Source organism: Sphingomonas sp. S6 (assembly GCF_043498045.1).
Taxonomy (GTDB): Bacteria; Pseudomonadota; Alphaproteobacteria; order Sphingomonadales; family Sphingomonadaceae; genus Sphingomonas.
In genome coordinates this window covers 215,423-228,537 of sequence record NZ_JBIEOE010000001.1, presented here as the reverse complement: position 1 = coordinate 228,537, position 13,115 = coordinate 215,423, and the positions used below count along the sequence as shown (strand labels likewise).

At 65.6% G+C, this 13,115-nt stretch carries 10 protein-coding genes; 4 read left to right on the top strand and 6 right to left on the bottom strand.

The window, feature by feature from the left end; all coding sequences use genetic code 11:
• Positions 1 to 129: 129 nt before the first annotated feature.
• The 3 genes from ACGVWT_RS01080 to ACGVWT_RS01070 all read left to right on the top strand — a co-directional run bounded on the left by ACGVWT_RS01080 (position 130) and on the right by ACGVWT_RS01070 (position 4,684).
• The gene (locus tag ACGVWT_RS01080) at positions 130 to 1,629 is read left to right on the top strand and encodes an MFS transporter (RefSeq protein WP_315462147.1); all 1,500 of its coding nucleotides are present in this window, start codon (positions 130 to 132) and stop codon (positions 1,627 to 1,629) included.
• A 95-nt stretch (positions 1,630 to 1,724) separates the two neighbouring features.
• On the top strand, positions 1,725 to 3,947 hold the full coding sequence (locus ACGVWT_RS01075) for a hypothetical protein (RefSeq protein ID WP_394425113.1): 2,223 nt from the start codon (positions 1,725 to 1,727) through the stop codon (positions 3,945 to 3,947).
• Between the two features lie 2 nt (positions 3,948 to 3,949).
• Entirely contained in the window at positions 3,950 to 4,684 is a 735-nt protein-coding gene (locus tag ACGVWT_RS01070) for an SDR family oxidoreductase (RefSeq protein ID WP_315462149.1), read from the top strand.
• A 116-nt stretch (positions 4,685 to 4,800) separates the two neighbouring features.
• Here the strand turns inward: ACGVWT_RS01070 and ACGVWT_RS01065 are convergent, their stop codons facing one another.
• The gene (locus ACGVWT_RS01065) at positions 4,801 to 5,091 is read right to left on the bottom strand and encodes a hypothetical protein (RefSeq protein ID WP_315462150.1); all 291 of its coding nucleotides are present in this window, start codon (positions 5,089 to 5,091) and stop codon (positions 4,801 to 4,803) included.
• A 766-nt stretch (positions 5,092 to 5,857) separates the two neighbouring features.
• Here ACGVWT_RS01065 and ACGVWT_RS01060 point away from each other — a divergent pair.
• Positions 5,858 to 6,586, top strand: coding sequence for a ZIP family metal transporter (locus ACGVWT_RS01060; protein WP_315462151.1), 729 nt, complete (start codon positions 5,858 to 5,860; stop codon positions 6,584 to 6,586).
• Between the two features lie 78 nt (positions 6,587 to 6,664).
• On the opposite strand, the gene ACGVWT_RS01055 is transcribed toward ACGVWT_RS01060, so the two are convergent.
• From ACGVWT_RS01055 to purU, 5 genes are all read right to left on the bottom strand, one after another.
• Positions 6,665 to 7,747 (bottom strand): hybrid-cluster NAD(P)-dependent oxidoreductase, encoded by a 1,083-nt coding sequence (locus ACGVWT_RS01055; RefSeq protein ID WP_315462152.1) that lies wholly within the window; start codon positions 7,745 to 7,747, stop codon positions 6,665 to 6,667.
• 22 nt (positions 7,748 to 7,769) lie between these two features.
• Positions 7,770 to 9,020: an aromatic ring-hydroxylating dioxygenase subunit alpha gene (locus ACGVWT_RS01050; RefSeq protein WP_315462153.1), complete on the bottom strand. Its 1,251-nt coding sequence runs from the start codon at positions 9,018 to 9,020 to the stop codon at positions 7,770 to 7,772.
• Between the two features lie 118 nt (positions 9,021 to 9,138).
• Entirely contained in the window at positions 9,139 to 9,597 is a 459-nt protein-coding gene (folB, locus tag ACGVWT_RS01045) for a dihydroneopterin aldolase (RefSeq protein WP_315462154.1), read from the bottom strand.
• Positions 9,598 to 9,610: 13 nt separating this feature from the next.
• A complete protein-coding gene (locus ACGVWT_RS01040; protein ID WP_315462155.1) occupies positions 9,611 to 12,172 on the bottom strand; it encodes an FAD-dependent oxidoreductase in 2,562 nt (853 codons plus the stop codon).
• 74 nt (positions 12,173 to 12,246) lie between these two features.
• Complete coding sequence (purU, locus tag ACGVWT_RS01035; protein ID WP_315462156.1) at positions 12,247 to 13,104, bottom strand: formyltetrahydrofolate deformylase; 858 nt, start codon at positions 13,102 to 13,104, stop codon at positions 12,247 to 12,249.
• Between the last annotated feature and the right edge of the window lie 11 nt (positions 13,105 to 13,115).

Below are 13,115 nucleotides of genomic sequence, written 5' to 3'. Positions count from 1 at the left end.
CACAAACCCGCAATCGCCTGGATGGTGGCGCGCCATCTGCAATTATATCTATAGAACTCAGTGATATAGATCAGGCCGTGCCGAGCTCTACCGCAACCCGTGCTTCGGGTAGGACGTTGCCCCGCCCGCATGTCCCTGCAGCCACAACCAGAGCTGACGACAGCCGACCGCGAGCGCGGATTGCGCCTGCTCGTCATCGAAGCGGGCTTTTCCGGCGGCGCGGCGGCGTTGACCAGCGGGGTGATCCTGACCGCCTTCGCGCTGCATCTCGGCGCGTCGAACGTCATGATCGGCATCCTCGCCGCCATGCCGTTCCTCGCCCAGTTGCTGCAATTGCCCGCCATCCAGATCGTGGAGCGCTGGCGCCGCCGCAAGCTGATCGCCGTCCTCTCCAGCCTGATCGGACGGACCATGCTGGCCGTCATGGCGGTCCTCGCCTTTTCGAGCGGCACGTCCGCCCTGCTCGTCTTCCTGTGCGCGCAGATGCTGTTGTGCGGGCTCGGCGCGATCGGCGGCTGCGCCTGGAACGCGTGGATGCGTGATCTCGCGCCGGACGACCGACTGGGCGATGTCTTCGCCCGGCGCACGATCTGGCTGACCGCGATCAGCTTGATCCTGGGACTGGCGGCGGCGCTGGCGCTCGACTGGACGCCGGCCGGCTCGTCCGCGCGCGACAGGGTGTTCGCCGCGATGTTCGCCGCGGGCTGCGTCACCGGCCTGATCAGCGCACGCATCGTCGCGATGATGCCGGAACCAATCATGCCGCCGGCCAGCGGTGCCATCGATCTGCGCGCCTTGATCCGCCAGCCGCTGGGCGACCCCAATTTCCGCCGTTTGCTGGTCTTCGTGGCGAGTTGGCAGTTCGCGATCAACCTCGCGACGCCCTTCTTCACCGTCTTCATCGTCCGCCAGCTGCACTTCGCGGTCAGCTTCGTTCTGCTGCTCAGCGTCGCCAGCCAGATCGCCAACATCGCCGCGCTCCGCCTGTGGGGGCGGCTAAGCGATCGGTTCGCCAACACATCGGTACTCGGCGTCTGCGCACCCGCCTATATCCTGGCGATCGTCGCGATGATCGGCGCGTCGCAATTGGGTGACCGGCAGGCGGTGAAGCTGTGGCTGATCGCGCTTCACCTCGTCATGGGCGCGACGATCGCCGGCGTGACCCTCGCCAGTACCAATATCGCGCTCAAGCTGTCGCCCAAGGGATCGGCCACCGCCTATGTCGCGACCAATGCGATGACCACCGCGGTTGCCGCGGGGATCGCGCCGATCCTGGGCGGGCTGCTGGCGCAGTTCTTCGCCGCGCGGCAGTTCGAGCTGGTGGCGCGGTGGCGGAGCCCCAACGGTATCTTCACCCTGCCGATTACCCTCACTGCGTGGGATTTCTACTTCCTGCTCGCCGGGCTGATCGGGCTCTATGCCATCCACCGCCTCTCCCTCATCCGCGAGGAGGGCGAGATCGAGCGGCGGGCGATGATCGGACAGGTGTTGAACGAAACCCGGCGCAGCATCCGCAACATTTCTTCGGTCGCCGGGCTGCGGGCGGCGACCGACTTGCCGGGTACGTTGCTGCGCGATGCCAGGGCGCGCACGCGGCTGAAACGCGCCCGGCAGGCCAAGACGCCATAAATGCATTGACCTAGTTTACCGGCCAGCCATCGTGCCGGAACTCTCGACTTTCCAAGGCTTTGCAAGAAGGTCTGCCACCCTGTCGGAGTGATACGATGCCCCGAACGGCGACGGCCGAGGCGCCGCCCGCGATCAGCCCCCATCTCCTCGATCTACCCACAATGCTGCGGGATGGCGCAAAAGCTTTGGCGCAATTCGATGTCGGGGACCTGTCCATCGCGCTGCACCGCACCGAGGATTCCGTCTTCGCCATCGTCCGGCGCGCCTCCGGAGGCGGGCTCGCGGTGCGCGCCGCCTTCGTACCCACCGCCTTCGACTGCGCGGTGGTGCCACCCGGCCCCGGTGAAGCGGCGCGTCTGCGCCTCACTAGTGCTATGGGCGACCATGTCATATCCTGCGTCGCCGATCTCCATGCGGTGGAGCGTCTGCGTGTCACCACGCGCTTCACCCCTGCCCGCCCGACGATCCTGCCCTTCGCCCCGCGCGACCTATATCCGCTTGGCACGAACGACGATCCCCTGCGTGCGCAGGGCAATGTCGAGGCGTCGCAGCGCGGATTGAACACGGCATTGCTGTACTTCCGGATCGATGAACCCGCCTTCGGCAACATCCTCTACATCCAGAACCTGACCGCCTCGAACGACTATTTCCGCGCGACCGGCACGCGCCCGCGCGAGGTGGTCGGCGGCGCGTGGCCCGAACTCGGCTATGCTTTGCCCAGCCCCGATGCGCAGGCCGATCCTGCCAAGGTCGCGCTGGCGGCGGGTGAGCCGGTCACCCTGTCCGACACGATCCTCGTGTTCCGGCATCAAGCCCCACCGCACGAGCGTGAGTCGGCGCGACAATTCGTCCAGATGCTGGGCAGTGCCTACGATCTGCTGGACCCACCCCCCGTTGCCTATCGCGACTGGCTCGGCCGCGCGGAGCGATCCGCCCACGACCTTTCGACGGCGCCCACCGCGACGATCCGTCATTACGGCCATCGTTACGTCCACCCCTACACCGGCGCCGAATATCCCGACATCATGGTGCAGATGTCGGTCATCACGGCGCTTCACCAATGGGGTCGGTGGCGCGGCGAACCGCATCCGCTGGAGGCCGAACTCCGGGCCGGGTTGCGCAAATTCTTCGACGACGGACTGGGTACGTTTCGCCGCTATCTGCCCAATGTCGGCCCGGACAAGAACGCCGACGCGGTCGACAGCTGGTACCTCTACCACCCTCTGCTCAACCTGGGCTCGCTTGCCCTGGACAACGACGACGACGCGCGGGACCTGTTCCTGAAGGCGATCGGCTATGGCGTGAAGGCCGCGCATCATTTCCAATATCGTTGGCCAATCGAATATGACGTCACCGACTTCTCGATCATTACGAAGGAAGCGCCCGTCGATGGCCGCGGCCAGACTGATGTCGGCGGCATCTATGCCTGGGTGATGCTCCAGGCGTTCGAACTGACCGACGACAAGACTTATCTCGACGAGGCACGCGCGGCGATCGATGCCGCCATCGGCCTGCGTTTCGACATCAATTACCAGGCCAATCTCACCGCCTGGGGCGCCGCCGCCTGCATGCGGCTGTGGCGGATCACCAATCGCGACGTCTATCGCGAGCAGAGCTACGTCTATCTCGCCAGCTTCCTGCACAATGCCGTGCTGTGGGACAGCCAGATCGGCCACGCCGAGCATTACGAAACGTTCCTCGCCGTCACCTGCCTTCAGGATGCGCCGTACATGGCGATGTACGAATGTTTCGACAGCTTCGTCGCGTTCGAACATTATCTGGATGACGGCGGCCCCGACCTCGATCCCGAGGCGCGGATGCTGATCGGCGAATATTGCCGCCATGCCTTGTCGCGCGCCTGGTATTACTACCCCGACGCCTTGCCCGACGACACCATCGCGACAACGCAGCGCGAGGCCAACGGCCATATCGACCCGACTCTCTCCTTCCCGCTCGAAGACCTGTACCCGGACGGGCAGCCGGCCGGTCAGGTCGGGCAGGAAGTCTATGGCGCCGGCGCCGCCTTCATCTTCGCCAGTCGCGCCTTCCACCATGTCGAAGGCGCGCCCTTCCGCCTCTATTGCGACATGCTTATCCGCGCGGTGGAACGGATCGGCGACCACGCGCTGTCGATCATGCTCGATGGCGGCGAGACACGCACCGCCTGCCTTCGCCTCGTTCGCCTCAAACGGCGCAAGCTGACCCCCAGCCACGTCACCACGGCGACCGGCGAGACGATAGACCCCGAAGCGACCCATGACGACCGGGTCGATTATTGCGTGCCCGCGCAAGGGCGCCTCATTCTGACCTGGGAATAGCCATGACCAAAGCCCGCACCGACATCTCCGGCCGCCGGATCCTCCTGACCGGCGGCACCACCGGCATCGGCCGTGCCACGCTGACGGCACTGGCGGCGGAGGGCGCGCGCATCGTCACCTTCGGGCGCCATCAGGAGGCGCTGGACGAGGCGCTGGCAGGCGCGGAGGGCGACGTCAGCGGCCTCGTCGCCGATGCCGCCACGGCCAAGGAGGTCGACCGCGTCTTCGCCACCGTCGACGATCGGCTGGGCGGGATCGACATCCTGGTCGCCTGTGCGGCGCTGGGTGCCCAGCCGATCCACGAGATGGCGGATGCTGACTGGCGCTATGTCATCGATGCCAATCTGACCGGCTATCTCGCCTGTGCCCGCGCCGCCATTCTGCGCATGGAACAGCAGGGCGGAGGCCATTTGCTGTTCGTCGGATCGATCAGCGCCGAGATCAAGGCAGCGGGCGAAAGCGTCTATGCCGCGACCAAGGCGGGCATTCAGGCCTTTGCCGAGACGCTGCGCAAGGAAGTGGCGGACAAGCGCATCAAGGTCAGCGTCATCCAGCCGGGCTCGATCGACACCGAGATGCAGGAATGCAGCGACGACGAGAAACGTGAAGCGGTCGCCGACGGCCGCATGCTGGCTGCCGAAGAGGTGGCCGACGCAATACTGTTTGTCCTGACCCGCTCCGCGACCTGCGACGTCGTCAATCTTCGGATCGAACCGCTGCTCCAGAAAACGGCCTGAGGCGGGCCGTCACAGCCTCACGCTCCGAACACCGACACCCAACGTCCGCATCCTCTTCCGGAAAATCGGCGAACGCGCATTCTCCGGTTTTCAACGCCATCCCGCACGCCTTCTGGCTACGTGATCGCGATGGTGGCGGACAAAACCTCGTCATAGATGGATTGCAAGCTATCCTCCGGCACCAGCCGTGCGGAAAGGCTGCGCAGCCGTTCCGCACTAGCAAGATCAAATGCGAGCGCGTGCTCGCTCTCCCGCAGCGCCATTTCCGCCCGTTTGCGGGCATCGATGTAGATATTGCGCCCGGCCCAGCGGGTTATGATCCCGCCCGCGTCCGTCAGCGGCACCCCGCGGACGTTGGTCCATCGCCAACCGCCATGCGGCGCCCGAAGGCGAAATTCGGCGTCCACCGGACTGCGGCAATCATCGCCTCACGCCATTGCCGTTCCGCAAAGGCCCGGTCGTCGGGATGGATCGCAGTCGGCCGCCATAGCCCAGCCATTCGTCCACCGTCTGGCCAATATAGGCGCGCTAACTCGGACTATCGCTGACGACCGCGCCCTCGGCATCGGTCTCCCACATAGCCTGAGCAACGTCACGGAGCAGCAAGCGGAGCAGCATCGCGCTCTCGCTGCCGGTTTGCAGGGCGCCACTGTCTGCCGTGTCCTTGGGCAGCCTCACCCTATGCGATCGGACATGTCATTGAAGCAGATGTGTTTGTCAGGCCGATAGTTCCGGATATCGGCTCGCGGTGCGGCCAGCCTGCGCCATTTTCGTAGCCCCAAGAACCGACCGCGGATAATCCAATTGTCAGGTACGTTATACCATACCATACTGGATATATACAGGAGGGAGCCGAGACGAATGCCACCTGACCTGATCCCGTGGGCGGATGCATCCGCGACGTTCGCGCTTCACCGGCGCCATCAGGCACGACGAAACACCGGGCAATCGAAACCCCGGCCACCCGTATCCGGGGGCGCGATGCCAGCGGGTCTTTGCACCCGTCGGTAACGGACAAACGCGCAGCCCAGCTGCCAGCGCCATCGGGGGCGCAGGCCAGCGCAGCCCAGCTGCCAGCGCCATCGGGGGCGCAGGCCAGCGCACCCAAGCTTCAGGGCCTGCGACAAACGAACACCCAAACCTTCGACAGGATCGAACGGGAGCAGCCGCATCATGCACCGGGACCTTCTTCTTGGTCTTCTCACCGCCATATTGGTCGTCGTCGCGATGGCCGCAGCCGCACCGGTGTTTCGCACGCCCCGGTCGTCGCGCAGGTCCTCCATCGCCGCCACCGCGGATGCGCTCGCCGCCGGCATCTTCCTGGGTGCGGGCCTGATCCACATGCTGCCCGACTCGGCGCAGGGCTATCTGACCTATGGCGCCAGCTATCCCTGGCCGTTCGTCATCTGCGGCGCGACGATCCTGGGCCTCGCCCTGCTCGAACGTCTGGCTTGGGGCAGCGGCCGGTCCGCTGCCCCCGCGCTCGCCGCGGCCATCGCACTGGCCGCCCACAGCTTTCTGGCCGGCGCGGCGCTGGGGGCTACCTCGCGCCAGGCTGCCATTCTGGTGCTGTTTCTCGCGCTGATCGCGCACAAGGGCGCCGCGTCCTTTTCCCTGGCACAGATCCTGACCGAAAGCTCGCTGTCCCGCCGCAGGGCGTTGATCGTGCAGAGCGCATTCGTCGTCGCCCTGCCGCTCGGCGTCGTGCTAGGCGCGGTGGCCACGCGACAGGAGCAGGCATGGCCTCTGGTCAAGCCGACGATCCTCGCGCTCGGCGCCGGCACGTTCCTGCACTTCGGCATGCAGCGCCATCGCACGACGGCACAGGCGCTGGGCATGGCGCGTCAGCTGGCACCCTGGTGCGGCTTTGCGCTGATGGCGCTGATCGCGGTCGTGGACTGAGCACGCCAACGCCGCTCAGGCGCCCGCCGTCATCGTCGTCACCCGGACGATAGAGCCACGCGAGGCGCAACGCCCCCCTTAAGCGTCGACGTGCAGTTCCTGGTCAGGTCGGGAACAGCAGGCGAGGATATATCCCTCCTCGATCTCCTCATCCAGGATCCCGCCATCGTGCTCGATCACGACGCTGCCGTGTTGCTTCAGGATCTTGCACGTCCCGCAAAGACCGGCCTCGCAGGCCGCTGGAATACGGACGCCCGCTTGACGCGCGACCTCGAGCACCGTCTGGCCCGGCAGGCACGGCGCGGTAACGCCCGATGCGGTGAAGGTGATCGACACCGCCTCACCCGCTGCATGCTGCGCGGCCACCACCTGCTCGCTCGGCGCGCTTACCGGCGCCTCGCCGAAGCTTTCCTGATGATAACGGGCCATGTCGAGCCCCGCACCACGCACGATGTCACCGGCAAGCGCCATGAACGCATCCGGGCCGCAGCAGAACACCTCACGCTCGGTCAGGTCAGGCACCAGCATCGCCAGTCGCCCCGCATCCAGCCGACCGCGATGCCCGCTCCAGGTGTCGCCCGGCGGGTTGTCACGCACGACCATCGCAAGCGACAGGTTCGGCATCTGCCGGTCGAGCGATTCCAGCTCGCGACGGAAGATGATGTCCTCCGGCCGCCGCGCGACCGTGACGAACGCGACATCGCTGGCGGGCGCGCAATCGGCCATCCAGCGTAGCATCGACATCATCGGGGTGATGCCCGATCCCGCCGACAGGAACAGATAGCGCGCGGCGGGATGCGCGACATGCGTGAAATGCCCGGCCGGACCGTAAGCGCGGATGCGCGCGCCGACCCGCAGATGCTGAAACATCCAGCGCGTGCCGACGCTCTCCGCCTGCGCCTTCACCGTCACCGCAATCGAGAAGGGGCGCGACGGCGACGACGACAGCGTGTAGGTGCGCAACATCGGGCCACCGTCTGCGGGCAGTTCCAGCGTCACGAACTGGCCGGGACGATACCGGAACCAGCGGTCGGAATCGGACCGGAAAGTAAAGGTCTTCACCCCCGGCGCCTCGTCGGCGATGCCGATGACCTCCAGCTGGTACAGCCGATCGCTCCACGGCGACATCTCGTCGAGGTGCAGATACCGCCCGGCCGTCATCGATCGCTCCGTCGGCGTGCGATCACGCGACCCGCCGCACACGGTCCTGACCCATGTCGTCCAGCCGCGCCTCGATCGAAAGCGCATACCAATCGACGAACTGGATCACCCCGCCTTCGTGAAGCGGCGAATAGGGGCCGGGCTCATAGGCGGGCGATCGGATGCCAAACGCATTCTCCTCGACGATGCGGCGATCCTGGTCGTTGGTCTGCGTCCAGACGTGAGTCAGCGTGTCGAGGTCGTAATCGACACCCTCGACCGCATCCTTATGGACCAGCCATTTGGTCGTCACCGCCGTCTCGTTCGGGCCGATCGGCATCACGCGGAAGGTGACGGCGTGATCGACGAGCACGTGGTTCCACGTCGTCGGATAATTGAACAGCATCAGCGCGCCGATCCGGTCGGCCGTGACGCTATCCGACAGGCCGCGCGCCACCGCCCGCTTGCCGGTCATCGTATAGCTTTCGGCCTCGCGCAGCAGCGGCGCGCGGATCGCGCGGAATTGCCCGCTGTCGTGCATGCGGAACTGGGCGGGTAGCCCGGCGGCCTCGCACCGCGCCCAATGCTCCGCCATCTCCGGATCCTCCTCGCCGCCCGCCACGCCGGTGACGTTGGGCGATTCCGAATAGGTCTTGCACAATTCGGGATGGCTGCCCGCGCAATGATAGCATTCGCGATTGTTTTCCCAGACGAGCTTCCAATTGCCCTTTTCGACGATCGTCGACTGGAACGCGATCTTGGCGTCGGCCAGATTGTGAGGCGCGAAATAGGGGCGCATCAGGTCGTCGAAGGGCGCGAAGGCGGGCGGCCGATCGGCGAGGCAGATGAAGATGTACCCCGCGACGCTCTCGCAGGCGACGGGCTTCAGACCGTGCTGCGTACGGTCGAACCCCTCCCCCATCTGCCGCGCGAAGGCGAGCGAGCCGTCGAGATTGTAGGTCCATTGGTGATACGGGCAGACCAGCTTGGGCGCGACGCCGCGTTCGGCCTTGCACACCCGACTGCCGCGATGCCGGCAACTGTTGTGAAAGGCGCGTAGCGTGCCGTCGCGATCGCGCACCACGACGATTGGATAGGCGCCGACCTGCAGCGTGAAATAGCTGCCGGGCTTGGTCAGCTCGCAATCATGTCCGGCGAACAGCCAGTCCCGGTACCAGATCAGCTCCAGGTCCAGATCGAAGAACTGCTGGTCGATGTAAAAGGGCTGGGGCAGAGAATAGCCCTGCTTCCGGTGGCGGATCAGATCCAGCATCTCGCTACGGACGTTCATCATGCCACCCTTCCCCACGCAATCCCCGGCCCCGCCGCTCGTCGGCACAGCGGGGCCCATGCCATTCTTGCGCCGCCAGCATTATGGGCAACGCGATATTTCCTAATGGTCGCCACGATATTCAGGCGCGGTCTGCCGAACATAGGACAGGTGCGTCGCCCGCGCCCTGCGATCGCGACACCGTGGAATTGGCAGCAGTGATCGTCTCCGCCGGCGGCCACGCGACCTCCACCTCGACATGGTCCAGGATGCCGTCGATCGGCACGCACGGCTTGCGCAGCCGGATGCGTGCACCCGCGACGGCGGGAAAGCGGTCGCACAGCCCCCGCGCGATCTCCAGCGCGAGCGATTCGATCAGCAGGTGCCGTCGCCCGCGCACCAGTCGCTCGATCTCGGCGAAGATCTCGCCATAATCGACCGTGCCGACGATCCCGCGGCCATCGTCGCCGAGTTCGGCATCGACCTGCACCTGCGCATCGACATGGAAGCGCTGGCCGAGCCGTTCCTCCTCGTCGAACACGCCGTGACGCGCGAAGAAAGCGCAGTTCTCCAGACGGATGACATATCGCACGCTGGCCACCGGCGCCCGACGATCAACTCTTCGGCTTGCGATTGTCGGGGTCGTAGAGCGGGCGATACCCCACCGACGCGACCTCGACCGGATAGCGCTCACCGAAATATTCGACCTCCAGCATGCGCCCTTCCTGACAGAGCGCCCAGGGCAGATAGGCCAGCGCGATATTCTTGCCGATCGACGGGCCATAGGCGATCGAGCTGGTGTAGGAGCGCCTCCCCAGCGCGTCGACCGGCACCTCGCCCGTCTCGGGATCGATGACCGGCAGGATGCCGACCGGGTAGCGCCTCACGCCCTTCGCGTCGGTGTTGTCGGTCATCACCAGCGTGCAGAGCTTGGCGGGCTGATGCTCGCGGGCGCGGTGTTCCAGATGCTTGGCCTTCCCCCGGAAATCGGCCTCCTTGGCCTTGGGGCGGGCCAGATCGGCCTCCAGCAGGTTATAGTGCGTCAGCAGGTCGGCATTCTGCAGGCGCAGGCTCTTCTCCATGCGGCGCGAGTTCGCATAGGTCTCGATGCCCACCGCGATGACGCCGGTGGAGCGCAGCGCGTCCCACACCGCCAGCCCGTCCTCATAGGCCATGTGCAGTTCCCAGCCCTGCTCACCGACATAGGAAATGCGGAACGCCATCACGTCCTTGCCCGCGATGCGGACGGTGCGGATCGCCGCGAAGGGGAAATTCTCCAGCGACAGCGCCTCGGGGTCCTCGACGACCTTCTGCAGATTGACCCGCGCATTCGGCCCCCAGATGCCGACGGTCACGTACTTTTCGGTCACGTCGGTGACGGTCACGTCCAGCCCGCGATCCTGCGCGACGCGGCGCATGTAATGGACGTCGCGCGGCCCCGCATCGGCGCCGTTCACCAACCGGCAGCGATCGGGCAGGCGGAAGACGGTGAAGTCCGCCCGCACATTGCCTTCGTCATCAAGGAAGTGGGTATAGACGCCCTTCCCCACCGTCGCATCGCCGCCGACCTTGGCCGCGCACAGCCATTCCATCAGCGCGACATGATCCGGCCCCTCGATATCGGTGATATGGAAGTGCGACAGGTTGATGAGCCCGCAATCCGCGCTCAGCTCCAGTTGCTCGGCGTTCGACACGCGCCAGAAGTGGCGATTGTCCCACTCATTCTCGCGCACCGGCACCTGATCGGCGTATTTCTCCAGCAGATGCTCGTTCGCGGCATAGCCATGCGCGCGTTCCCAGCCGCCCAGCTCCATGAAATAGCCGCCCAACTCCTTTTCCCGCTCCCAGAAGGGCGAGCGGCGGATACCGCGCCCGCCCGCAAACGGCTCGCGCGGATGGACCGGCGGGTTGTAGATCTTGGCGGCGGTTTCGAGGCAGCGCTCCTCGATGAACCTGGCCTCCAACTGGAACGGGTTGAAGCGCGCATAGTCGATGCTGGCATGGTCGATCGCGGTGCGCCCGTCGGTCATCCAGTCGGCGACCAGCTTGCCCATGCCGGGGCCGTCCTTCACCCAGATGCCGACGGCATACCACAGGCCGCGCACCTTCTGGCTCTCGCCGATCGACGGCCCGCCGTCGGTGGTCGTCTGCAGCAACCCGTTGAACGAATGGCTTTCGTTATAGCCCAGTTCGCCCAGGATCGGCGTCAGCTCCATCGCGCGCTCCAGCGGCGCAATGATCTGCTCCATCTCGAGATCACGCTGCGACGGCGACAGGCGGGCGAATTCCTTTTCCAGCAGATCGCGCGGGTGAACGAGGCGCGGCGCATGCTCCTCGTAATAGCCCCATTCGATCTGGCCGCCCTCGGTCGTCTTGGGGTCGCCGGTGTCGCGCATATAGGCCGAATTGCCCTGATCGCGCAGCAGCGGATAGCCGATGTCCTTCCCCGTCCCCTCGAACTCGGTATACGGCCCGAAGAACGTCAGCGGATGGTCGACCGGGAAGACCGGCAGGTCTTCGCCCGCCATCTCTGCGATCAGCCGCCCCCACAGGCCGGTGCAGACCACGACATACTCCGCCATGATCGTGCCGCGCGTCGTGACGACGCCCTTGATCCGGCCATCCTCGATGATCAGCGATTCCGCCTGATTGTTGGCGAAGACGGTCAGTGCGCCGGCATCGACCGCCTGATCGATCAGCTTGCCCGCCACCGTCTGCGACCGCGGCACGACCAGCCCCGCATCCGGGTCCCACAGCCCGCCCTGGATCAGGCTTTCCTCGATCAGCGGGAATTTCGCCTTGATCGTCGCGGCGTCGACCAGCTCCGCCCGCGTGCCGAACGCCTTGCCCGAGGCGACCTTGCGCCGAATCTCGTCCATCCGCTGATCGTCGCCGACGCGCGCGACCTCCAGCCCGCCGATCCGCGAATAATGCCCCATCTTCTCGAAGAAATTCATCGAGTAGAGCGTCGTCCACGTCGTCAGATAGTCATGGCTGGTCGCGTAGCAGAAGTCGGAGGCGTGCGCGGTCGAGCCGATGTCGGTGGGTACGCCCGACTTGTCGATGCCGACGATGTCGGTCCAGCCCCGCTCGACCAGATGGTGGACGACCGATGCACCGACGATACCGCCGACGCCGACGATCACGACACGGGCCTTTTCGGGGAGCGCAGCCATTCTCTATTCCTCTCGGTACGGGATCGCGCCGACGCAGCGCAGTGATGGGGGCGTGAGCAGGGTCGACGCGGCGCTCAGGGCGTGAACACCACGGTCCGGTGGCTGTTCAGCATCACCCGCCCTTCGAGATGGTATTTGACCGCACGGGCCAGCACGCGCGATTCGATGTCGCGCCCGGCGGCAACGAAATCCTCGCTCGTCATCATATGGCTGACGCGCTCGGTTTCCTGTTCGATGATCGGCCCCTCATCGAGGTCCGGCGTCACGTAATGCGCCGTGGCTCCAATCAGCTTCACGCCCCGATCGTGCGCCTGATGATAGGGCTTGGCGCCCTTGAAGCTCGGCAGGAACGAATGGTGGATGTTGATCACCCGCCCGTACAGGCGTTCGGACAGATCGTTCGACAGCACCTGCATGTAGCGGGCGAGCACCACCAGCTCCGCGCCGGTTTCCTCGACCAGTGCGAGCAGCTTCTGCTCCTGTTCGGCCTTGGTTTCCTTGGTGACCGGCCAGTGATGGAACGGCACGCCCTCGATCTGTGCCGCGGCGCGCGCACTGTCGTGGTTGGAGACGATCGCGACCACCTCGGCATTCAGCCAGCGCACTTTGATCTGGTAGAGCAGATGGTGCATCGCATGATCGAATTTCGACACCATGATGATGATCTTCGGGCGTTCGGCGACGTCGACGACCGTCAGGTCGAGCGCGAAGCGGGCGGTGGCGGGGCGCAGCGCCTCTTCGATCGCATCGCGCGTGACCCAGGCGGGAACGGTGATCGCGATCCGCAGGAAGAAATGGCCCGCCTGCCGATCCCAGAACTGGTTCGATTCCAGGATATTGCCGCCCATATGCGCCAGGACGGTGGTCACGGTGGCGACGATACCGGGCTGGTCTTTGCAGCCCAGCCGTACGACATAGGATTTCTCGGTCATGGAAAGCCTTT

Coding starts and splice junctions, on each gene's coding strand:
- ACGVWT_RS01080 (WP_315462147.1), top strand. CDS start 130: ATGTCCCTGCAGCCACAACCAGAGCTGACGACAGCCGACCGCGAGCGC.
- ACGVWT_RS01075 (WP_394425113.1), top strand. CDS start 1,725: ATGCCCCGAACGGCGACGGCCGAGGCGCCGCCCGCGATCAGCCCCCAT.
- ACGVWT_RS01070 (WP_315462149.1), top strand. CDS start 3,950: ATGACCAAAGCCCGCACCGACATCTCCGGCCGCCGGATCCTCCTGACC.
- ACGVWT_RS01060 (WP_315462151.1), top strand. CDS start 5,858: ATGCACCGGGACCTTCTTCTTGGTCTTCTCACCGCCATATTGGTCGTC.
- ACGVWT_RS01055 (WP_315462152.1), bottom strand. CDS start 7,747: ATGACGGCCGGGCGGTATCTGCACCTCGACGAGATGTCGCCGTGGAGC.
- ACGVWT_RS01050 (WP_315462153.1), bottom strand. CDS start 9,020: ATGATGAACGTCCGTAGCGAGATGCTGGATCTGATCCGCCACCGGAAG.
- ACGVWT_RS01040 (WP_315462155.1), bottom strand. CDS start 12,172: ATGGCTGCGCTCCCCGAAAAGGCCCGTGTCGTGATCGTCGGCGTCGGC.
- purU (WP_315462156.1), bottom strand. CDS start 13,104: ATGACCGAGAAATCCTATGTCGTACGGCTGGGCTGCAAAGACCAGCCC.